The sequence below is a fragment of the Oceanibium sediminis genome (assembly GCF_003265325.1).
GTDB lineage: Bacteria > Pseudomonadota > Alphaproteobacteria > Rhodobacterales > Rhodobacteraceae > Halovulum > Halovulum sediminis.
On sequence record NZ_QGNX01000005.1, the window covers coordinates 193,375 to 213,856 of the forward strand.

Annotated in this window: 18 protein-coding genes and 3 tRNA genes; 11 read left to right on the plus strand and 10 right to left on the minus strand. The window is 67.8% G+C overall.

Going from position 1 to position 20,482, the window contains the following annotated elements:
* Nucleotides 1–88: 88 nt before the first annotated feature.
* The 7 genes from DJ029_RS14285 to DJ029_RS14315 all read left to right on the plus strand — a co-directional run bounded on the left by DJ029_RS14285 (nucleotide 89) and on the right by DJ029_RS14315 (nucleotide 6,771).
* Nucleotides 89–165: transfer RNA gene (locus DJ029_RS14285), tRNA-Asp, on the plus strand.
* 22 nt (nucleotides 166–187) lie between these two features.
* Nucleotides 188–264, plus strand: a tRNA-Asp gene (locus DJ029_RS14290).
* A 106-nt stretch (nucleotides 265–370) separates the two neighbouring features.
* Nucleotides 371–2,080, plus strand: a complete 1,710-nt coding sequence (locus DJ029_RS14295; RefSeq protein ID WP_198671162.1) for a sensor histidine kinase — start codon at nucleotides 371–373, stop codon at nucleotides 2,078–2,080.
* Nucleotides 2,077–3,420, plus strand: coding sequence for a sigma-54-dependent transcriptional regulator (locus tag DJ029_RS14300; protein WP_112323155.1), 1,344 nt, complete (start codon nucleotides 2,077–2,079; stop codon nucleotides 3,418–3,420). The genes DJ029_RS14295 and DJ029_RS14300 overlap by 4 nt, the downstream gene beginning before the upstream one ends.
* 169 nt (nucleotides 3,421–3,589) lie before the next feature.
* The gene (locus tag DJ029_RS14305; protein WP_112323363.1) at nucleotides 3,590–4,600 is read left to right on the plus strand and encodes a C4-dicarboxylate TRAP transporter substrate-binding protein; all 1,011 of its coding nucleotides are present in this window, start codon (nucleotides 3,590–3,592) and stop codon (nucleotides 4,598–4,600) included.
* 117 nt (nucleotides 4,601–4,717) lie between these two features.
* Nucleotides 4,718–5,365: a TRAP transporter small permease subunit gene (locus tag DJ029_RS14310; RefSeq protein WP_112323156.1), complete on the plus strand. Its 648-nt coding sequence runs from the start codon at nucleotides 4,718–4,720 to the stop codon at nucleotides 5,363–5,365.
* Complete coding sequence (locus DJ029_RS14315) at nucleotides 5,365–6,771, plus strand: TRAP transporter large permease (RefSeq protein ID WP_112323157.1); 1,407 nt, start codon at nucleotides 5,365–5,367, stop codon at nucleotides 6,769–6,771. The genes DJ029_RS14310 and DJ029_RS14315 overlap by 1 nt, the downstream gene beginning before the upstream one ends.
* Nucleotides 6,772–6,777: 6 nt before the next feature.
* Here the strand turns inward: DJ029_RS14315 and alr are convergent, their stop codons facing one another.
* From alr to DJ029_RS14360, 9 genes are read right to left on the minus strand one after another with little or no spacing between them, the layout of a single operon-like run.
* The gene (gene alr, locus DJ029_RS14320; RefSeq protein ID WP_112323158.1) at nucleotides 6,778–7,932 is read right to left on the minus strand and encodes an alanine racemase; all 1,155 of its coding nucleotides are present in this window, start codon (nucleotides 7,930–7,932) and stop codon (nucleotides 6,778–6,780) included.
* A gap of 16 nt (nucleotides 7,933–7,948) precedes the next feature.
* A complete protein-coding gene (locus DJ029_RS14325; RefSeq protein ID WP_112323159.1) occupies nucleotides 7,949–8,968 on the minus strand; it encodes a histone deacetylase family protein in 1,020 nt (339 codons plus the stop codon).
* Complete coding sequence (locus DJ029_RS14330) at nucleotides 8,965–9,438, minus strand: GNAT family N-acetyltransferase (RefSeq protein WP_112323160.1); 474 nt, start codon at nucleotides 9,436–9,438, stop codon at nucleotides 8,965–8,967. Before DJ029_RS14330 ends, DJ029_RS14325 begins: the two co-directional genes overlap by 4 nt.
* Nucleotides 9,435–10,361, minus strand: coding sequence for a 3,5-dioxohexanoate:acetyl-CoA acetone transferase (kce, locus tag DJ029_RS14335; RefSeq protein ID WP_112323161.1), 927 nt, complete (start codon nucleotides 10,359–10,361; stop codon nucleotides 9,435–9,437). The genes DJ029_RS14330 and kce overlap by 4 nt, the downstream gene beginning before the upstream one ends.
* On the minus strand, nucleotides 10,358–11,710 hold the full coding sequence (locus DJ029_RS14340; protein ID WP_370445244.1) for an aminotransferase family protein: 1,353 nt from the start codon (nucleotides 11,708–11,710) through the stop codon (nucleotides 10,358–10,360). The genes kce and DJ029_RS14340 overlap by 4 nt, the downstream gene beginning before the upstream one ends.
* Nucleotides 11,707–12,786, minus strand: coding sequence for an ABC transporter ATP-binding protein (locus DJ029_RS14345; protein ID WP_112323162.1), 1,080 nt, complete (start codon nucleotides 12,784–12,786; stop codon nucleotides 11,707–11,709). The genes DJ029_RS14340 and DJ029_RS14345 overlap by 4 nt, the downstream gene beginning before the upstream one ends.
* A gap of 55 nt (nucleotides 12,787–12,841) precedes the next feature.
* Nucleotides 12,842–13,984 (minus strand): ABC transporter substrate-binding protein, encoded by a 1,143-nt coding sequence (locus DJ029_RS14350; protein ID WP_112323365.1) that lies wholly within the window; start codon nucleotides 13,982–13,984, stop codon nucleotides 12,842–12,844.
* A 44-nt stretch (nucleotides 13,985–14,028) separates the two neighbouring features.
* A complete protein-coding gene (locus DJ029_RS14355; RefSeq protein ID WP_112323163.1) occupies nucleotides 14,029–14,823 on the minus strand; it encodes an ABC transporter permease in 795 nt (264 codons plus the stop codon).
* On the minus strand, nucleotides 14,823–15,689 hold the full coding sequence (locus DJ029_RS14360) for an ABC transporter permease (RefSeq protein WP_112323164.1): 867 nt from the start codon (nucleotides 15,687–15,689) through the stop codon (nucleotides 14,823–14,825). The genes DJ029_RS14355 and DJ029_RS14360 overlap by 1 nt, the downstream gene beginning before the upstream one ends.
* An 87-nt stretch (nucleotides 15,690–15,776) precedes the next feature.
* Here DJ029_RS14360 and DJ029_RS14365 point away from each other — a divergent pair, with 87 nt between their 5' ends.
* Nucleotides 15,777–16,733: a LysR family transcriptional regulator gene (locus DJ029_RS14365; protein ID WP_112323165.1), complete on the plus strand. Its 957-nt coding sequence runs from the start codon at nucleotides 15,777–15,779 to the stop codon at nucleotides 16,731–16,733.
* Between the two features lie 22 nt (nucleotides 16,734–16,755).
* Nucleotides 16,756–17,922, plus strand: a complete 1,167-nt coding sequence (locus DJ029_RS14370) for an amidohydrolase (protein ID WP_112323166.1) — start codon at nucleotides 16,756–16,758, stop codon at nucleotides 17,920–17,922.
* Between the two features lie 25 nt (nucleotides 17,923–17,947).
* Here the strand turns inward: DJ029_RS14370 and DJ029_RS14375 are convergent.
* Nucleotides 17,948–18,035, minus strand: a tRNA-Ser gene (locus DJ029_RS14375).
* Between the two features lie 217 nt (nucleotides 18,036–18,252).
* Here DJ029_RS14375 and DJ029_RS14380 point away from each other — a divergent pair.
* Both DJ029_RS14380 and DJ029_RS14385 read left to right on the plus strand, forming a co-directional pair.
* On the plus strand, nucleotides 18,253–19,254 hold the full coding sequence (locus tag DJ029_RS14380) for an SPOR domain-containing protein (protein ID WP_112323167.1): 1,002 nt from the start codon (nucleotides 18,253–18,255) through the stop codon (nucleotides 19,252–19,254).
* A 52-nt stretch (nucleotides 19,255–19,306) separates the two neighbouring features.
* Complete coding sequence (locus DJ029_RS14385) at nucleotides 19,307–20,482, plus strand: D-alanyl-D-alanine carboxypeptidase family protein (RefSeq protein WP_112323168.1); 1,176 nt, start codon at nucleotides 19,307–19,309, stop codon at nucleotides 20,480–20,482.

A 20,482-nucleotide genomic window follows, 5' to 3' on the forward strand; every position in this document is an offset into this window, starting at 1 on the left:
ATCCGCAAAACCCGTGACTTCGCGCTTGACGGGCCTTTTGCCCGCCCGTAGAAGACGCGGACTTCGGGGTTTTCCTCGAAGCGGGCATGCGGTTGTAGCTCAGTTGGTTAGAGTGCCGGCCTGTCACGCCGGAGGTCGCGGGTTCGAGCCCCGTCAACCGCGCCACTGCCCGATACGACAACACGATGCGGTTGTAGCTCAGTTGGTTAGAGTGCCGGCCTGTCACGCCGGAGGTCGCGGGTTCGAGCCCCGTCAACCGCGCCATCGTCGTTCCAGAACTTCCAACATTCGACATGAGCGGTCCGCCGCGCTATTGCGACCTATGGTCGATGCCGTTCCGCACCCTAGAGCGCTGCTGCCGCGCCGGACATTGCTCCGTTTCGCGGTGGGGTTGCTGTGTGTCGCCTCGGTCGTGGCGGCCTACCTGGTGGCACACCGGGTTTCGAGCGAATCCGCCCAGGCCCGTGCGCGCTCGCAGGCGGTGTTCTACAAAAGCACGCTCGATGCCGCCTTGGAGCGCCCGGCGGCGCTGCCCCATATCCTGGCGCGCGACGCCGCGGTGATCGATGCGCTGGAGCGGGACGACGGCAACGGGCTGAACCGCCGCCTAGAGGGGTTTGCCGAAGCGGCCGAAGTCGATGCGATCTACCTGATGGACCGCAACGGCGATACCATCGCCGCCTCCAACTGGCGGGAAACGGTGACCTTTCTTGGCCAGAACTATGGATTCCGCCCCTATTTCCGCGCCGCCATTTCCGGCACACCGGGCGAGTTCTTCGCCATCGGCGCGACCTCGGGTTTGCCGGGGTATTTCGTGGCAGAACCGGTGCGCGGGGGGGCTGGCGCCATCCTCGGCGTGGTGGCGATCAAGATCGACCTGAACCGGTTGGCCGATATCTGGCGCGCTGCGGGGGAGCGTGTGCTGGTGGTCAATCCAGACGGCATCGTGGTGCTCGCCTCGGACCCGCGCTGGCGATACCAGACGATCGCCCCCCTCGGCGCGACCCGCCGCGCGGCGTTGAGCGCGGCACGCCAGTTCGGCGAAGAGCCCCTGAGCCCGCTGAACTGGATCGTCCGCGAGCCGGGGCTGGTGGCGGTCGAGGGGCGCGAGTACCTGCACCACATGGTGCCGGTGGGCCGCCTTGGCTGGCAGGTGCACTACCTCGGCGATCTCGCCCCCGTGCGGGAGCGGGCGCGAATCGCGATGGGGGTCAGCATCTTCGTGCTCGGGCTGATCCTGGCGGCGGGCCTGGCGGCGCGCACCCGGCGAATCCGCACTGCGCTGCGGATTTCCCAGGACGACCGGCGCGCGCTGCGCGGCCTGAACGAGGAACTCGGCCGGGAAATCGAGGAACGCCGCCGCGCGGAGGCGCGCCTGGAAGCGGCGCAGTCCGAGCTCGCCGCTGCCAGCCGGCTTGCGGCGCTGGGGCAGCTCTCGGCCTCGGTCACGCATGAGCTGGGGCAGCCCTTGTCGGCGATGCGCAACTACATCGTCTCGCTCAGGATGAACGGCGCGGGGGAGGATATCGGCAAGTTCACCCAGCGGATGGAGAAGGTGATCTCGCGCATGGAGGCGCTGACCCGCCAGCTGAAATTCTTCGCCCGGCCGGGGGAGGAGGGGCTCGCCTCTCTGGACCTGCGAGAGGTGATCGCCGAGGCGGGCGAGATGATGTCCGCCGACGCGCGCGCCATGGGCCTGCGCCTGCCCGCCCCGGGGGCGCTGCCAGCCCTGTCGGTGCGCGGCAACAGGCTGCGCCTGGAACAGGTGGTCGTCAACCTGTTGCAGAACGCCCGCGACGCGACCCGCGGCATGCCCCGGCCGGAGGTCACCGTGACGTTGGAGCAGGTGGGCGCGCGGGCCGAGTTGCGCGTGGCCGACAACGGCGCGGGCATCGACGACAGCATCCGCGACGCGATGTTCGAGCCTTTCGCCAGCACCAAGGCCTCTGGCGATGGCATGGGGCTGGGCTTGTCGATCAGCCGCGCTATCGTGCGGGATCACAACGGCTCGCTCACCGCCGCGCCGCGCCCGGGCGGGGGCAGCGTGTTCACCATCAGCCTGCCCCTGGAGGCGCCATGAGCGAACCCAAGATCCTGGTCGTCGACGACGACGCGCAGATGCGCGACTCCCTCGGTCATCTGCTGGAAAGCGCGGGTTTCGCGCCGATGCTGCGCCCCGGCGTCGCCCAGGCCCTGCACACGCTTGGGGCGACGCCGGTGGATGCGGTGCTGACGGATGTGCGCATGCCCGGACAGAGCGGCCTGGACCTGCTGTCGCGCATCGGCGCGGGTGGACCGCCCGTCGTGCTGATGTCCGCCCACGGGGATATCCCGATGGCGGTGGAGGCGATGCAATCCGGCGCCTACAGCTTTGTTGAAAAGCCCTTCGATCCGGCCCGGCTGATCACCATCCTGCGCCACGCGGTCGAGGCGCATCGCCTCAGCGCGGCCAATACCCGGCTCGGCGAGCGGCTGGAGGCACTGTCCGGGCTCGACCGGATCCTGCTGGGGCAGGGCGCGGCGATGCAGCGCCTGCGCGAGGCGGTGCTCGACAGTGTCGGGACCGAGGCGAACACCATGCTTCTGGGCGAGACGGGCACGGGCAAGGAACTGGTCGCGCGCGCCCTGCACGACCTGGGTCCGCATCGCGAGGGGCCGTTCCTGGCGGTGAACTGCGCCGCGATCCCCCCCGAACGATTCGAAGAGCTGCTGTTCGGGCGTGACGACGACGGCGGAGAGGTGGCACTGCTCGGCCATTTCCGCGCCGCGGATGGCGGCACGCTGTTCCTGGACGAGATCGGCGCCTGCGACGTGGAGCTTCAGTCAAAGCTGCTGCGCGTCCTCGAAGCGCGCGAGGTGCTACCGCTGGGCAGCAGCCAGCCGGTCCGGTTGGACCTGCGCGTCGTTACGGCCACCAACGAGGATCTGCGCCAGGCCATGGCCGGGGCCGCCTTCCGCGAGGACCTGTATTTCCGCCTGTCCGCGATCGAGATCCATCTGCCCGCGCTGCGCGATCACGCGGACGACATCCCGCTTCTGTTCGCGCATTTCCTGCGGGAATACGCCACCCTCTACGAAATCGCCCCCCCAGAGGTGGAGGCAGAGGACGTGAGCCGCCTTCTGACCCATGACTGGCCCGGCAACGTGCGTGAGCTGCGCCACGTGGCCGAGCGGCGCGTGCTGGCGGCCCGCAGGGGTGGCGGCTCGGTCGCGGCGGCGATGCGGCGTGGCGATGCGGCGGGGGATATCCCCGCCACCCTGCGCGAGGCGGTGGCGGTGTTCGAGCGCGAGTTGATCGCGCGCACGATCCGCGCGCACGAGGGCCGCATGGACGTCGCGGCAGAGGCGCTGGGAATCGGGCGTCGCACGCTGAACGAGAAGATGGTGAAGCTGAACCTCGACCGGGACGCGCTGATCTGAGCGCGCGTCGGCCGCCATCCGTTCCCGGCGGTCTGGCGGAAATCCGCATGCGCAGCACTCGCTCCCCTGCGGATTTCTTCAGGGACCGGCGCACCCCTCCTTCGCTAGTCTTGTGGGCAAGCGCGCTTTCTGAACGCGTGTTGGCACCAATGGGAGGAAGCCTATGACCATGAAGAAACTGGCGACCGTGGCGGTCGCATCGACCCTGACGATGAGCTTCGCCGCAGAGGCGATGGCGACGGAGTGGAACGTCTCGCTCTGGGGTAAGCGCCGTGCGTTTACCGAGCACGTGGAAAAGCTGGCCGAGCTGGTCTCGGAAAAGACCGGCGGCGAGTTCACGCTGAACATCTCCTACGGGGGGCTGTCCAAGAACACCGAGAACCTCGACGGGATCTCCATCGGCGCGTTCGAGATGGCGCAGTTCTGCGCGGGCTACCACGCGGACAAGAACCCCTCCATCACAGTGCTGGAGTTGCCGTTCCTCGGTGTGGACAGCCTCGAGGCGGAGATCGCGGCCTCCATGGCCGTCTACAACCATCCCGCCGCGCAGGCGGACCTGGGCCGTTGGAATGCGACGCTGCTGATGCCAAGCCCGCTGCCCCAGTACAACATCGTCGGCGTGGGCGATGCGCCCAGAACGCTGGCGGATTACAAGGGCCTTGCGGTTCGCGCCACCGGCGGCATCGGCGAGGCGATGGCCGCCGTCGGGGCAGTGCCGACGTCGATGTCGGCCTCCGAAGTGCGCCAGGCCATGGATTCGGGCGTGGTGAAGGCGGTCAGCTTCGCGCCGCACGCGCATATGTCCTTCGGCACGGTCGAGAATGCCGCCTGGTGGACCACTAACCTGAACCCCGGCACGGTGAACTGCCCGGTGGTGGCCAACACCGATGCGCTGAACGACCTGTCCGATGAGCATCGTGAGGCGCTGATGTCCTCCATCGACGAGGCGCTGACCCACTACGTGGACTACTACAACAACGAGACGATGGCGAAATGGGGCCCGGTGCTGGACGAGAAGGGGATCGAGCGGATCTCCTACTCCGATGCGGAACTGACGGCCTTCCGTGAGGCCGTGGCCGGTCCCGCCGCCAAGGACTGGATCGAGCAGAGCACCGCGCGCGGCCTTCCCGGGCAGGACCTCTACGACCTGGTCACCGCCACGATCGCCGCGGGAAGCTGATCCCGCAGGGGGCGTGCCCGCAGGCGCGCCCCGCATCTCCTGCGGGCGGGGGGACGGCGGCCATGGGCCCGCCCGTACCCCGTGCCCGCAGTCCCTCATACCTCACGGAGCACAGCCATGGCCGGTGCCTCATCCGTCCTGAGTGATCACAGCATCCTGAGCCGCCTTGACCGCGCGCTCCACCGGGTGGAGGGCTGGCTTGCCCTTCTGGGCGGCATCGCCGTCTTTTCCCTCATGCTACTGGCCGTGGTCAGCGTCGGCGGGCGGAACTTCATGAACCAGCCCCTGCCGGGCTACGTGGACTGGATCGAGCAGGCGATGCCGCTGATCGCCTTCCTCGGCGTTGCTTATACCCAGCGCCTGGGCGGGCACATCCGCATGGACATCCTTGTCGGGCAACTGCGCGGCCGGGCGCTGTGGTGCGCCGAGTTCTTCTCCACCTTCCTGATCCTGGTCCTGATGCTGCTGCTGATCTGGGGCTCCTGGGAGCATTTCCAGCGCTCGTTCGACTTCAACGCCCCGCTCTGGAGCCGGGATTCGAGTTTCGACATCCGCCTGCCGCTCTGGCCGGCCAAGCTGATCGTGCCTGTCGCCTTCTCGGTCCTCGCCGCGCGGCTGGTGTTGCAGCTCTGGGCCTATGCCCGCGCGATCCGCACCGGCAGCGCCGATCCGGTGGCGGTGCCCCTGATCGAGGACGCCGCGACACAGGCGCAGAAAGAGGCCGAGACGGTCTCGGGGCTTGAGGAAGACGGGGCGCGTGCGTGATGGAACCCATTGAAATCGGCTTGTGGGTCTCGGGCGGGTTGCTGATCACCGTCATCCTGGGCATGCGCGTCGCCTTCGCTGCGGCGTTGGCCGGGCTGGTCGGGCTGATCTGGATCTTCTGGGCCAAGAAGGGCTATGCGCCGGATGAATTCGGCTGGGCGCTGGGCGTCGCGGCCAAGACCGCCGGGCAGGTGCCCCATTCCAAGGTGGCCAGCCAGGCGCTGAGCCTGATCCCCACGTTCATCCTGATCGGCTACCTCGCCTATTACGCGGGCCTGACCAAGGCCCTGTTCGAGGCTGCAAAGCGCTGGGTCGGCTGGCTTCCAGGCGGGCTGGCGGTGTCCACCGTCTTCGCGACCGCCGGGTTCGCCGCCGTCTCTGGCGCGTCGGTTGCCACGTCTGCGGTGTTCGCGCGGATCGCAATCCCCGAGATGCTGAAGGTCGGCTATGACAAGCGTTTCGCGGCCGGTGTCGTGGCGGCGGCGGGAACGCTCGCCTCGCTGATCCCGCCCTCGGCGATCCTGGTGATCTACGCGATCATCGTGGAGCAGGACGTGGGCGCGTTGCTGCTGGCGGGGTTCCTGCCGGGGGCTTTCTCGGCCGTCGTCTACGGTGCGCTGGTCGTCGGCATGGCGATGATGTTCAAGAACTTCGGCCCGCCGGTGAAGGGCTTCACATGGGGGCAGCGCTTTGCCTCGCTGCCGCCGGCGCTGCCGATCTTCTTCGTCGTGATCATCATCGTCTTCTTCATCTACAACCCCTTCGGCGGCGATGCCTGGGGCACCCCGACCGAGGGCGGCGCGCTGGGCGCTTTCGTGGTGTTCCTGATGGCGCTCTACCGCGGAATGCGCTGGGGCCAGCTGCGTGACGCGCTGATGGAGACCGCGAAGCTTGCGGTCATGATCTTCACCATCATCTGGGGCGTGCTGATCTACGTGCGCTTCCTCGGCTTCGCGGACCTGCCGGGGGCCTTCGCGGACTGGATCTCGACGCTGGAGCAAAGCCCGATGCTGACGCTGGTCCTGATCCTGCTGGCCTATGCGATCCTCGGCATGTTCATGGACGCGATCGGGATGCTGCTGCTGACGCTGCCGGTGGTCTACCCGGCGGTCATCGCCCTGAACGGGGGCGAGGGGGTCAGCGCGGCGGACAGCGCCTTCGGCATGTCCAGCGTGGAATGTGCGATCTGGTTCGGGATCATCGTGGTCAAGATGGCCGAGCTGTGCCTGATCACGCCGCCCATAGGGCTGAACTGCTTCGTCGTCGCGGGGGTGCGCCCCGAGATCTCGGTACAGGATGTGTTTCGCGGCGCGTCGCCCTTCTTCATCGCCGATGCGCTGACCATCGCGGGGCTGATCGCCTTCCCGGGCATCGTGCTATGGCTGCCGGGGTTGCTGCTGGGCTAGGCGCGCTCAGCCCGGCACGATCCGGCGCGGGTTGGAGCGGCCCCAGTCGAGGAACAGGTCGGCCAGGATGGTGCCGGCCTGGGCCTCCACCTCGGCGGGGCTGATCTCGGCGCTGTCCTGGCGGCCGAAGAGGATGGCGGCGTCGTTGATCGCCACCTCCGGCAGGTCGGTCACGTCGACCACCAGCGAGTTCATCGAGATCTTGCCCAGCACCGGCAGGCGCTGGCCGCGGATCAGGACATGGGCGACGTTGCCGAAGCACCGCCGGAAACCGTTCGCATAGCCGATCGCCACGCTGGCGAGGCGGCTGTCACGCACCAGCCTGCAGGCGCGGTCGTAGCCCACGCTCGCCCCCTGCGGAAAATCCCCCACCCCCGAGACGCGGGCCTTCAGCGTCATCGTGGTCGCAAAAGCGTCGCGCGGGCCGACGATGCCGTAAAGCACGGCCCCGCAGCGCACCATGTCATAGCCCTGCGTCGCGCGCGCCATCAGCGTCAGCGAACTGCCCGCGTGGACGAGAATATCTTCACGCCGGACGCCCGGCTGGCTGAGGACCCAAGACACCTGCGCATCGAACTCCCGGCGGCTGGCGGCAAGGTCATCGGGGCTGTTGGACGGGAAATGCGTCATCAGCCCGACGATCCGCAGCCCCTTGTCCTGAAGGATATCGCCGCAGACCTGCCGCCCCGCGGCGTTGGACAGTTCCACCCCGTCGCGCCCCATGCCCCCGGCGTTCAGCGCCAGGTGGACACGGCGGGGCCCGCCCCCGGCGGGGGGCGTCGCGGACAGTTCCCGCGCCGCCGCGGCGCTGCCGACCTGCTCTTCGACGTCGAGGTCCGAGGCGGCTTCAGCCTCGGGCAGAGTGGCGGGGCGCAGCCTGAGGATGCGCCCGCGAAAGCCCATGGCGCGCGCCTCACGGGCCTCGTCGTTCGAGGTGATGGCGATGAAGTCCACGCCCTCCTGCATCAGCACCGGCAGTACGTTGCGTATGCCATGCCCGTAGGCATCCGCCTTCAGCACCGCGCAGAACCTGTTGCCGGGGGCAAGGCAGGCCCGGGCCGAGAGCAGGTTGCGCCGGACCCGCTCGGGCGACACCTCCACCCATGAGGCGAGTTGCGGCGGGTCATGCTGCGTTTCGGCAAGGGGGACGGAGGCGATCATCTCAGCCGCGGGCCCTTCAGCCCTGCGCGCCTTGCAGGAAGGCCGTCAGGTTTGCCCCCAGCTCATCGCTGATGTAGCCGCCTTCCTGCACGATCACCATGGCCAGCCCGCTGTCGCGAATGGCGGCGGCGATGCGCGTGAACCCCCCGGTGGTGACGGCCAGCCCCTTGAAGGGGTCGTTCACATGAGCATCCAGCCCGAGGGCGACGACGATCACCTCCGCGCCGAAATCCACGATGCGCCCGAGCGCGGCATCCAGCGTTTGAAGATAGGCGTCGTCCCCCGTACCCCGCGCCAGCGGCAGGTTCAGGTTCGCGCCGAGCCCCGGGCCTTCGCCGCGCTCATGCGCATGGCCCCAGAAGAAGGGATAGAAGCGCATCGGGTCCGCGTGGATCGACACGGTCAGAACGTCCGCGCGGTTATAGAAGATGCCCTGCGTGCCGTTGCCGTGATGCACGTCCACGTCCAGGATCGCGGGGCGCAGGCCGCTGTCCAGCACGCGCTGGGCGGCGATGCCGGCGTTGTTCAGGAAGCAGAACCCCCCGGCAAGATCGCCGAAGGCGTGGTGCCCCGGCGGGCGGCTGAGCGCGTAGGCCGCGTCCGCCCCGGCGAGGACGGCGTCCGCGGCGCTCAGCGCCGACTGGGCGGACCAGTAGGCGGCCTCCCATGTGCCTGCGCTGATCGGGCAGGCGGTATCGGCCTGGTGAAACCCTGCCTGGCCGACGGCGGAGCGGGGGTAGCTGTCCGTGCGGTTCGCGGGGTGGATGTTGGGGATCACCTCGTCGCTGGCGCCTTCGATCCGGGACCAGCGGGTGTGGATCGTGCGCAGGAAGGTCAGGTATTCCGCGCTGTGCAGCGCCGCGATCGGGCCCAGGCCGTGATCATCCGGCGCCGCGAAGCTGCATCCCGCCGCCTCGGCCCCCGCCTTCAGCACCTCGACGCGGGCCGGGACTTCGGGGTTGGGCAGCAGGGTGCCATTGGCCATGAAGTTGCGCGGATCGTGCCCCGACTGGCGCGTATCGAGAAAGGCCTTCATGCCGCGCCCCGCAGTCTGCCCGCGGCGTCGGGCATCAGGATCAACGGGTGCTCACTAGCCTTGCGCAGGAAGCCGAGCCGCTCGTAGAAACGCAGCGCGTGCGGGTTGTCGTCATAGACCGTCAGCCGCAGGTAACGCGCGCCCCAGAGCTGTCCCGAGGTTTCCAGCACCCCGCAAAGCAGCCGCTCGCCCAGGCCAAGGCCCCGTTGCGTGCCCGCCACCCACAGGTCAGAGACGAACGCTCCGGTCCCGCCGAGGCTGGTCGACACCAGCGGCGTGAACAGCGCCAGACCCGTCGGCGCGTCGTGCCCCGCGATCAGGGCGTGGCAGATGGGGGCGGGGCCGAACAGGGCCTCCGCGAGCGCGGCGTCGGACATCGGGTAGGGGTCGCCGATGTCGCGCGCCAATGCCCTCAGCCCGTCGGACAGGATCGGCAGGTCCGGGGCGGTCGCCTTGCGGATGCTTGTCATGTGGAAACCTCTTCCGCGCCCTTCAGGTCCAGCATTGCGCGCGCCTCGTCCGGTGTGGCGACGGTGCGGCCCAGCCCCTCGACCAGCGTGCGGACCTTTTCGACCTGCTGGGCGTTAGAGGTGGCCAACTCTGCGCGTGCGATCATCAGGCTGTCCTCCAGCCCGACGCGCACGTGGCCGCCCATGCCCGCCGCCATCGCGGCGAAGGGCATCTGGTTGCGCCCCGCCGCCAGGACCGACCATTCGAAGCCCTCGGGAAACAGCCGATCAGCGGTGCGTTTCATATGCGTCAGCTGGTCCGCGTCCGGGGCCATGCCGCCTAGCACGCCGAAGACGAATTGCAGGAACAGCGGCCCCTGGACCAGGCCGCGATCCACGAAGTGGCGCAGCATGTGCAGATGGCCGGTGTCGTAGCACTCGAACTCGAACCTAGCACCACGTTTCGCGCCCATCTCGTCCAGCGTGCGGGCGATGTCGCGGGGCGTGTTCTTGAACACCAGGTCGTCGGAGTTGGTGAGGAACGGTTCCTCCCAGTCGTGTTTCCAGTCGGTGATCCGCGCTGCCATCGGGTAGAGCGCGAAGTTCATCGAGCCCATGTTGAGCGAGCACATCTCCGGTGCGAAGCGCATCGGGGCTTCCAGCCGCTGGTCCATGGTCATTATGGCGCTTCCGCCGGTGGTCATGTTGAGCACCGCGTCGCAGCCCGCGCGGATGCGGGGCAGGAAGCCCGCCCAGTGATCGGGGTCTGACGAGGGGCGGCCGTTGCCGGGGTCGCGCGCATGCAGATGCAGGATGGAGGCCCCCGCGCGGGCGGCGTCGATCGCCTGGTCGGCGATTTGCGCCGCCGTCACGGGCAAATGCGGCGACATGGACGGCGTATGGATCGAGCCGGTGAGCGCGCAGGTAATGATGATCTTGCTCATGCCGAAGTCGCCGCGATTTCCTGGGTGTAGCGGGTCAGCGCGAGGTCGAGCATTTCCGTGATCTCGTCCAGCTGCGGCTCGGTGACGATCAGCGGCGGGGCGACGATGAAGTGATCGCCCTCGGTGCCGTTGCGGGTGCGCCGGGCATAGATGATGAGCCCGGCCTCGTAGGCGATCTGCACGAAACGCTCGAAAGCGCGCAGCCGCGCGGGCAGGGGGGCCTTGGTGGTGCGGTCGGACATGAATTCGAAGGCTTGCAGCAGCCCCAGGCCGCGCACGTCGCCGATGATCTCGTGGCGCGCCATCAGGCCGTTCAGGCGCTGGGTCAGAACCGGGCCCATGCGCGCGGCGTTTCCGGCCAGGTCCATGCGCTCGATCTCGTCCAGCACGCCAAGCCCGGCGGCGCAGGACAGCGGGTTGCCCGCATAGGTGAAGCCGTTCGCAAAGCCCCCCGCCGCGATCACCGGCGCGACCAGCCGGTCGCTGGCGATCATCGCGCCAAGGGGCGCATAGCCCGCTCCGAGGCCCTTGGACATCACGACGATATCGGGCTGCATGTTCCAGTGTTCGCCCGCCAGGAAACGCCCCGTGCGCGCCGCGCCGGTCATCACCTCGTCCATGATGAGCAGCACGCCGTGGGCCTTGCAGATGTCCTGCACCGCCTCCATGTAGCCCGCGGGCGGCACCAGCGCCCCGGTGGAGGCGCCGCCGACCGGCTCCAGGATGAAGGCGAGCACGCTGTCGGGGCCCTCGCGCTCGATCAGCGCTTTGAGCGCCTGGGCATAGAGCTGGCCGGTGGCCGGGTCGTCCGGGTCCAGCCCGTCGAGATAGGCGCGCGGCGCGGGCACTTTCGGCATTGCCTGCATCATCGGCGTGAAAGGCGCGGTCAGCGGATCGTAGCCCGTCAGCGCCAGCGCGCCGAGGGTGCAGCCGTGGTAGCTGGGCGTGCGGCTGATGACCTTCCAGCGGCTCGACTCGCCGGTTTGAACGGCGAACTGCCGGGCGAGCTTGATGGCGCTTTCCACCGCCTCGGAGCCGCCGGTCACGAAGAAGACCTTGTTCAGATCACCGGGACACAGCCCCGCCAGCCGCGTGGCCAGCCCTTCGGAAGCCTCGGTCTGGAACTGGGTGCGGTAGCCGAACGTCGCCAGCTCCATCTGCTTCTTCATCACCTCGAGCACATGGGCGTTACCGTGTCCGATGTTGCAGACCATCGCGCCGCTGGACCCGTCGAGGTATCGTCGGCCGTCCTGGTCCCACATGTAGACGCCCTTGGCCTGTTCGAGGAAAGGCTTGCCCTGTCCGGTGAGGTAGAACAGGTGGCTTTCGGATACGGCGGCGGCCATCATTCGGCCCCCAGCGCCGCGCAATCGCGTTGCCGGAAATGCAGGCTTACGGGCTGGCCCTTGGCGAAGGGGCGCTCGTCGATCATGTTGATAGCCTGAAGCTGCGTCTCGCCCGAGCGGACGAAATAGCGCACGGCCTGGCCCTGGTAGTCCACGGTTTCGACAACGCCGGGGATGCTGATCGTGTCCTCCTTGCGTGCATCCTCGCCCGCCAGCACCAGCTTTTCGGCGCGCAGCACCAGCTTCGCGCCCGCGCCGGGGCGCACCGCCGGGGCCTTGGCACGGGGCACGGTAATCCGGCCCAGTAGGGGCACGTCGATCAGCACCGCCGTGCCGTCGGCCTGCTCGCAGGTACCATCCAGGATGTTGGAGGCCCCGAGGAAATTCGCCACGAATTCCGAGCCGGGGGCGTTGTAGACCTCTTCTGGGGTGCCGACCTGCTCGACATGGCCTGCGCTCATCACGACGATCTTGTCGGACATGGCCAGCGCCTCGCTCTGGTCGTGGGTGACGAAAACGGTCGTGACGCCGATGCGGTCCTGAATGCGCTTCAACTCGATGCGCATATCCTCGCGCAGGTTGGCGTCCAACGCGGAAAGCGGCTCATCCAGCAACAGGACGGAGGGTTCGATCACAATCGCCCGCGCAAGCGCGATGCGCTGTTGCTGGCCGCCGGACAGGGCCTTGGGGTATTTCGCGCCGCTGTCAGGCAATTGCACGAGGTCGAGCGCGCGGCGCACGCGCTCTTCCATTTCGGCGCGGCTGACATCGCGGTATTTCAGGCCGAAGGCGACATTCTCGGCCACGGTCTTGTGCGGGAACAGCGCGTAGTTCTGGAACACGATGCCAAGGTTGCGCTTGTGGATCGGTACGTCGTTGATGCGCTGGCCGTTGATCAGGATGTTGCCCTCGGTCGGGTCGAGCAGACCCGCGATCATGCGCAGGTTCGTCGTCTTGCCGCAGCCCGAGGGGCCCAGCAGGGTGACGAACTCCCCGTCGTCCATTTCAAGGCTGGTCTGGTGGACGGCCGTGAAGGTGCCGAAGCGCTTGACCACATTTTCCAAGGCAACCGTGCTCATGGGTATTCCCCGCAGAGGTGGCCCCCGCCCGAAGGTCGGGCAGGGGCGGGTGACGTCAGTATCCGCGCTTCACGCGGCCGAAGGTTTCGGACCAGACCTGCTCGTTGCCGTTCCAGAAGGCGGGATCGGCGAAGACCAGCCCGTCCAGCGTGCCGGTCGGATCGAAGGCAGGCAGCGTCGGGATCTTGGCACCGAGATCGACCTTCGAGGGATCGAGCGCGGGCGGGTAGTTCTGCCCCTCGGCCACCGCGATGGAGGTTTCGGGCGCGAGCATGAAGTTCAGCAGTTCCTCGCAGGCCTCCAGCGGCGAACCCTTCAGCACGAACAGGCATTCCTGCCAGCCAAAGCCGTTGGGCGGGTCCATGTAGCCGATGTTGTGGCCCTGCTCCTGCAGCGCGTAGATGCGGCCCGACCACCCTTCGGTGACGTAGATCTCGCCCTCGGCCAGAAGGCTCATCAGTTCCGCGCCCGAGGTCCAGTACTTCAGCGCCAGGTCGCGGTGGGTGCGGATCGCGTCCCAGGCGGCCTCGACGTCCTGGATATCGTTCGGGTTCTGGTCGGTCTGAAGCGCGGCGTACCACATGCGGGTGCGCCAGTCGTCCCAGCCGCCGATCTTGCCCTTCAGCGCCTCGTCGATCAGGATCTTCGCACCCTTTTCCTGCATCTCCTCGTCCGAGATGTGATCACGGTTATAGGCGATGCCGGTGGTGCCGTAGTCATAAGGAACGCAGGACAGCGTCCCGCCGGAGACCTTGCGGAACACGTCGATCAGCTTCGGGATAACGAATTCAAGGTTTGGAATGTTAGCCTCGTTCAGCTCCGTGCTGAGGCCGAGGTTGTGATAGCGCGCGTAGTCGAACACGCCCGACAGGTGCGCCAGGTTGTATTCGCCGGGCTGTGCGGCCTTCACGCGGCTGAGGTATTCGTCACCGCCGCCGAAGGTGCCGTCCACGACCTCGATCCCGGTTTTCTCGGTGAAGGGACCGAAGGCGTGTTCGCGGAACGCCTCGGACACGACGCCGCCCCAGCCGTCAAAGCGGACCTGGCTGACGGTCTGCGCGGTCGCGTAGCGTGCGAAGGGCGTCTGCACGCCGTAGGCCAGGCCGGCCGCGCCGATCAGGCCGAGGAAGCTGCGGCGGTCGATGTCTCCGTTCTGGTAGCGCTCGCGCAGGCGCTCATAGCGGGTCGTATTGTCCATCTTTGTCATGGGTCACTCTCTCCTTGTTGGGGGTTGCAGCGGCGTCAGGCGCCGCTTTTCTGATTTATCTTTCTCGCAATCGCCAATCCCAGCAGGGGCAGGCCCACGGTGATCAGGATCATGACGGTGCCAAGGGCGTTGATCTCGGGGCTGATGGAATTGCGCAGCATCGCGAAGATCTGGGTCGGCACGGTTTCCACGCCGCCCGGCTTCCAGAACAGGGTGCCGGTGATGTCGTCAAAGCTGATGGTGAAGGCGAACAGCGCCCCCGCCAAAACTGCGGGCATCAACAGCGGGAGGGTGATCTGGAAAAACGTCTGCATGGGCGAGGCGCCAAGGCTCATCGCCGCCTCCTCCACGTCGCGGCGGATGCTGACAAGGCGCGCCTGCACGACCAGCAGCACGAAGGGCAGGGTGAAGATCACGTGCCCCATCAGCAGCAGCGGGAAGCTTTTCGGCAGGCTCAGGAAGTTCAGGAACAGCAGAAGCGCGACCGCCAGCACCACCTCGGGCACCAGGATCGGCGCGATCAGCATGGTGGAGATAATGTTTTCCCCCGGCACGCGGTAGCGCACCAGCGCCAGGCTGGCGAGCACGCCAAGGGTGGTAGAAATCGCCGCCGTCAGCGCGCCCAGCAGCAGCGAGGTGCGGAACGCCCGCAGGATCGCGTCGTTCTGGGACAGCTCGACGAACCACTGGAGGCTGAAGCCCGTCATCGGGAAACTGCCAAACTGGTTCGCGTTGAAGCTGAGCAGCACCACGACCGCGATCGGCAGGAACATGAACGCATAGACCAGCAGCGTCCACGCCCGGATTGCCTGCCATCCCCATCCGCGCATCAGCCCAACCCCTTCATCAGTTGGGTCATGCCAAGGTAGCGGTTGTAGATCATCACCAGCACGCCAAGCACCGCCAGCAACATCAGCGACAGGGCCGAGCCGAGCGGCCAGTTCAGCTGCGTGATGATCGCCTCGAACACCAGGTTGGCGAACATCGCATCCCGCGGCCCGCCCAGCACCAGCGGCGTGATATAGGTGCCCGCGCCGAGGACGAAGCACAGCAGCCCGCCCGCCGCCAGCCCCGGCAGGGACAGGGGCAGCGTCACGTTCAGGAAGCTCTGCCAGCGCGTCGCGCCCAGCGAGTTCGCCGCGTCCTCGAGGTTGGTGTCGATCCCGTCCAGGCTGACGAAGACGTTCAGCACCATGAACGGCAAGAGGTAGTGGATCAGACCTAGGATCACCGTCGCCTCGTTGTAGAGCATCTGGATCGGCTCCGTGATGACGCCAAGCGCCATCAGCGCCGAGTTCAGCGCCCCCGACACGCCGAGGATGTTGATCCAGCTCATCGTGCGGATGATGTAGCTGATCCAGAACGGCAACATCAGCAACAGCAGCAGGATCGCCTTGTTCCCCTTCGAGCGGGCGATGAAATAGGCGGCCGGATAGCCCATCAGCGCGCAGAAGAAGGTGGTGATCGCGGCAATGCGCAGCGTGGAGAGCAGAATGTCGCGATAAAACGCATCCCCCAGCGCCTTTTGCCAGTTGTCGAGGTGAAAGCCCGGGTCGTCCGCGCCGGTCGCCGTGCGAAGCCAGAAAGAATAGACGACGATGAAGAGCAGGGGGACGAACAACAGAAGGGTCACCGACGTCAGGGCCGGTGTGAGTAATATCCAGGGCTGTTTGCGCTCTCTGGCTTCTACGGACATTCTTTTTCCCTTTGGTGGGGCTATGTTGACAACAGGACATATTATAGATCAAATAGATAATCGATATAGTTACTATAGGCATCATCTATGGCCCGACCCGATCAAGCGGCAACCGTCGCCAGGCAACTGGACTGGAACCTGCTGCGCACCTTTGTCGTCCTGTCCGAAAGCGCTTCGGTCAGCGATGCGGCGGGGCGGCTGGGGCTGAAGCAGCCCAGCGTCTCGGCCGCGTTGAAACGGCTGGAAATGGTGCTCGGCAAGCAGCTGATCGATCGCGGGCCGGGCCGGTTCGCCCTGACCGAGGCGGGCGAGATGCTGCGCCGCGAGGCGATGGAGATCAACGGCCAGGTCCTGCGCCTCGCCACCCTGATGCGCGACGTCACGGACGAGGTGACGGGAGACGTGCGAATCGCGCTGGCCAGTCACGTGGTCTGCCCGCTGCTCGACGATGCGCTGGGGGATTTCCACCGCACGCACCCCAAGGCGACGCTGTCCATCGCGGTGCACTCCAGCATCGATGCCATCGACGCGGTCGCCTCGGGGCGGGCGGCCTTCGCGGTGGCGCTGGTGCGCAACCACAGCCCGAAACTGGAATATGCCCGGCTCTACCGTGAGCGCTTCGGCCTGTTCTGCGGCCCGAACCATCCCCTGTTCGGCCGCCCCGGGCTGAAGCCCGAGGACCTGGCCGGGTTCACCGCCGTCAGCTTCGACACCGACCGCCTGCAGGACGTGCTACGCCAGGTCGCGCTGCTGCGCGCGCGGGTGAACCTGAGCGACCAAATCGTCGGCACCTCCAGCGCGCTGGAGGAGGTGCGCCGCATGATTATCGCGGGGCTTGGCATCGGCGCGTTGCCGGTGCACGTTGCGGCGCGCGACGTGCGTGACGGGCTGCTCTGGCCGCTGCCCCCGCATGAGAACCTGCCGGCGGTGGACGTCTACCTGACCCACAACCCCAAGGCGCGCCTGAACCGCGCCGAGGCGGCCCTGCTGGGGATGGTGCTCAAGCGGATCGCGGACGTGCCGATGGCGGAACGAACCTACTGACCCAGTCTAGAAGGTGGACGATATGCAGACCCCGAACCTGTCCGACCTGGTATCCTGGCGGCGTGCGCTGCACCGCCAGCCCGAGATCTCGGGCGAGGAGGCGCGCACCGCCGAGACCGTGTGCGCCAGGTTGCAGCCCCTGAAGCCCGACGCGCTGGTCACCGGCCTTGGCGGGCACGGTGTGCTGGCGCAGTTCCGTGGCGCGGCCCCAGCGGTAAGGGTGCTTGTGCGCTGCGAGTTGGACGGTTTGCCGATCGCGGAAACCAACAGCTTCGCCCACCGCTCCGAGATCCAGGGCAAGGGCCATCTCTGCGGGCATGACGGGCATATGGCCATCGTCATGGGCGTCGCCGAGCGGCTGGCGGCCCGGCGGATCGATCACGCGGATGTCCTGCTGCTGTTCCAGCCCGCCGAGGAAACCGGCGCCGGGGCGAAAGCCGTGCTGGAGGATCCGAAATTCGCGCCCTTCACCCCCGATATCGCCGTCGCGCTTCACAACATCCCCGGCTTGCCGCTGGGCCAGGTCCAGGTGCGCCCGGGCCCGGTCAGTTGCGCCTCCGCGGGGCTGAAGATCACGCTGATCGGCAAGACGGCCCACGCCTCGCAGCCCGAAACCGGCCTGTCGCCCGCGGGGGCGATGATGCGCATCATGACCGGCCTGCAGGAGCTGAACAGCCCGCCCCCCGCCACCGGCGTGCCCGCGCGGATGGCGACGCTGACCCACGCCGCGCTGGGCGAGCCGACCTTCGGCGTCGCACCGGGCCGGGCCGAGGTCTTCGTGACCCTGCGCGCGGTGCGCGACGCCGACATGACCAACCTGTGCGCGCAGGCCGAGGGGCTGACCCGGCAGATCGCCGCCGCCGCCGGCCTGCGGGCCGAGCTGTCGTGGCACGACGTCTTCCACGCCACGACCAATGACACGGACCTGGCTGCGCTCATCGCCGACGCGGTGCGGGGGCAAGGCATCGCCTGCCAGGACCAGCCCCACCCGATGCGCTGGTCCGAGGATTTCGGCCGCTTCGGCGCCGTCTCCCGCGCCGCGCTGTTCCTTCTGGGCGCGGGGGAGGGGACGCCCGCGCTGCACAACCCGGACTACGACTTCCCCGATGCGCTGATCGGGACCGGCGTTTCAGCGTTCCTGGGAATCATCGGGAAGTGCGGGGCCCTGCCGGCTCGCGCGGTGCCCTGAAAAGCGGCGCATGAAATCGGGGCGCTGGCGGAGAGACAGGGATTCGAACCCTGGGAGGCTTGCACCTCAACGGTTTTCAAGACCGCCGCATTCGACCACTCTGCCACCTCTCCACACGCGGGGTGGTCTAGCTTGTGCGGGGGGGGAATTCAAGAAGCCGTCATCGGCGGCGGTTCGCTGACGAAAGGCGTCTATGCCTTTCCAAGCGGTATGTTTCTGCGTAGACTTCGCCGCGACAGAATGGCCGGAACCAACGGCCACGATCCAAGAGCGGTTCGCACCCGGGGGAAGACCGTCGCTTTCCCTCTTCGGGTCAGTAAGGAGAACAGGATGAGCAGCCCCGTCAAGCCCTTGTCACCCCGCAGCCTGCGCCTGGCCTCGGGCCTTGCCCTGCTTGCCGCGCTGGGCGCCTGCGACGACCTGCCGATGATCGGGGGCGCTTCCGGGTCCGCCGGACAGGAGGCGAGCGCCGCCTCCGGCACGGCCGCCGGGGTCGTGCGGATCGAGGAGCGGGACGTCGAGCGGCCCGACATCTATTCCACCGAGGATCGCGCGCTCTGGGACGGGCGCTTTTCGCTTGGCGGGCGCTGGGTCGCCGTGCCCGAGGATATCAACGCGGCCCGCGTGAACATCACCAACCTGGCCAATGGTCAGCAGATCGAAGGCGCGCTGTTCCGCCGTGAAGTGACCCTGCCGGGGCCGCCGATCATGGTGTCGATGGATGCCGCCATCGCGCTGGGCATGGAGGCCGGGTCCCCGGTCAACATGCGCATCGTCGTCGTGCGCAGCGAGGCGATCGAGGTCCAGGCGCCGCCGACAGCCACCGTCGCCGAAGCAGGGACTGAGGCCGGGGCCGACGTGGGGGCCGAAGTCGTTGAGGCCGGTGTCGAAACCGCCGCCGCCGCTGGCGCAACCGCGACAGCCGCCGCCGCCACGGTCGCCGCCGCACCGGCACCCGCCGTCGCCGGGGACAGCCTGCAGACCAGCGTTCTGGACGCGCTGCAATCGGTCGCCCCGCCGCCCCCGCCGCCTGTTGCCGTGCCCGCTGCCCCGGTGGCCGCCGCGGCGGAGGACTCTCCGCCCGCCCAGGACATCGCCGGGGTCGGGCAGTTCAATATCCAGGTCGCCGGGGGCACCAACCGAAGCGGCGCGGAAGCCGTGGTGCGTCGCCTGAAGGATGCGAATGTCACCGCCAGCGTGCAGGACGGCACCTCGCAAGGGAAACCGTTCTACCGGGTCATCGCCGGTCCCTATCCGGATCGCGCGGCCTTCGAAGCGGCCCTCGGCCAGATCCGCAAGCTTGGCTACAGCGACGCTTTCGCCGTGAATTGATCCAGGCGCGCCCCGCCACGGCAGCGCGCGCCACAATCCCAGGAGGCAACCGATGCGCCTTTCAACCCTTGTCCGACCCGTTTTCCACCCGGTCTGCTCGGCGCTCGTGCTGGGCTTGGCGCTGGCGATGCCCGCCGCCGCGCTCGACACCTCGGCGCGGGCGGCGCTGGTGGTGGACCACGCCACGGGCACGGTCCTGCTGTCCAAGAACGCCGAACTGCCGCTGCCGCCGGCGTCCATGTCCAAGCTTATGACGCTGAACATGCTGTTCGAGGCGCTGAAGGACGGGCGGCTTGAGCTGAGCGACACGTTCCGCGTGTCCACCAAGGCCTGGCAGATGGGCGGCTCGAAGATGTTCCTGCGCGAGGGCAACGAGGTCTCGGTCGAGGATCTGATCCATGGCATCATCGTGCAGTCCGGCAATGACGCCTGCGTCGTCGTGGCCGAGGGGCTCGCCGGGTCCGAGGAAGCCTTCGCCCTGCGCATGACCCAGCGCGCGCGGGAACTAGGGATGATGGACTCGGTCTTTGCCAATTCCACCGGCTGGCCGCACCCCGATCACCGCATGACCGCCGAGGACCTGGTGACGCTGGCCACACGGCTGATCAATGAATTTCCCCAGTATTATCCGTTCTTTGCGGAAACCAGCTTCACCTGGGACGGAATCGAGCAGCAGAACCGCAACCCGCTGCTGGGCCTGAACGTCGGCGCGGACGGGCTGAAGACCGGCCACACCGAGGAAGCGGGCTACGGGCTCGTCGGCTCTGCCATGCAGGAAGGGCGGCGCGTGACCTTCATGGTGACCGGGCTCGACTCGGCGCGTGAGCGGCTGGTGGAAAGCGAACGCCTGATCAACTGGGCGTTCCGCGAATTCGCCTCGCGCGAGGTCTACGCCCCCGGCACCACCATTGCCGAGGCGGACGTCTGGGTCGGGGCGCGCGCGACCGTGCCGCTGGTGTCGGACGGCGGCGTGATGGCCGTGATTCCCTGGACGCAGGCCGACAACCTGACCGCGCGGGTGGAATACGACGGGCCGCTCAAGGCGCCGATCGCCGCGGGGGACGTTGTTGCCGAACTGGTCCTGTCCGTGCCGGAAATCGGCGAGACGCGCTATCCGCTGCAGGCGGGCGCGGCGGTGGCCGAAGGCGGGTTCGTGAAGAAGCTGGAAGCCTCGGCGCGGATTCTGGGCGCGCAGGCGATCGACATGGCCTTCGGGGACAGCAACTGA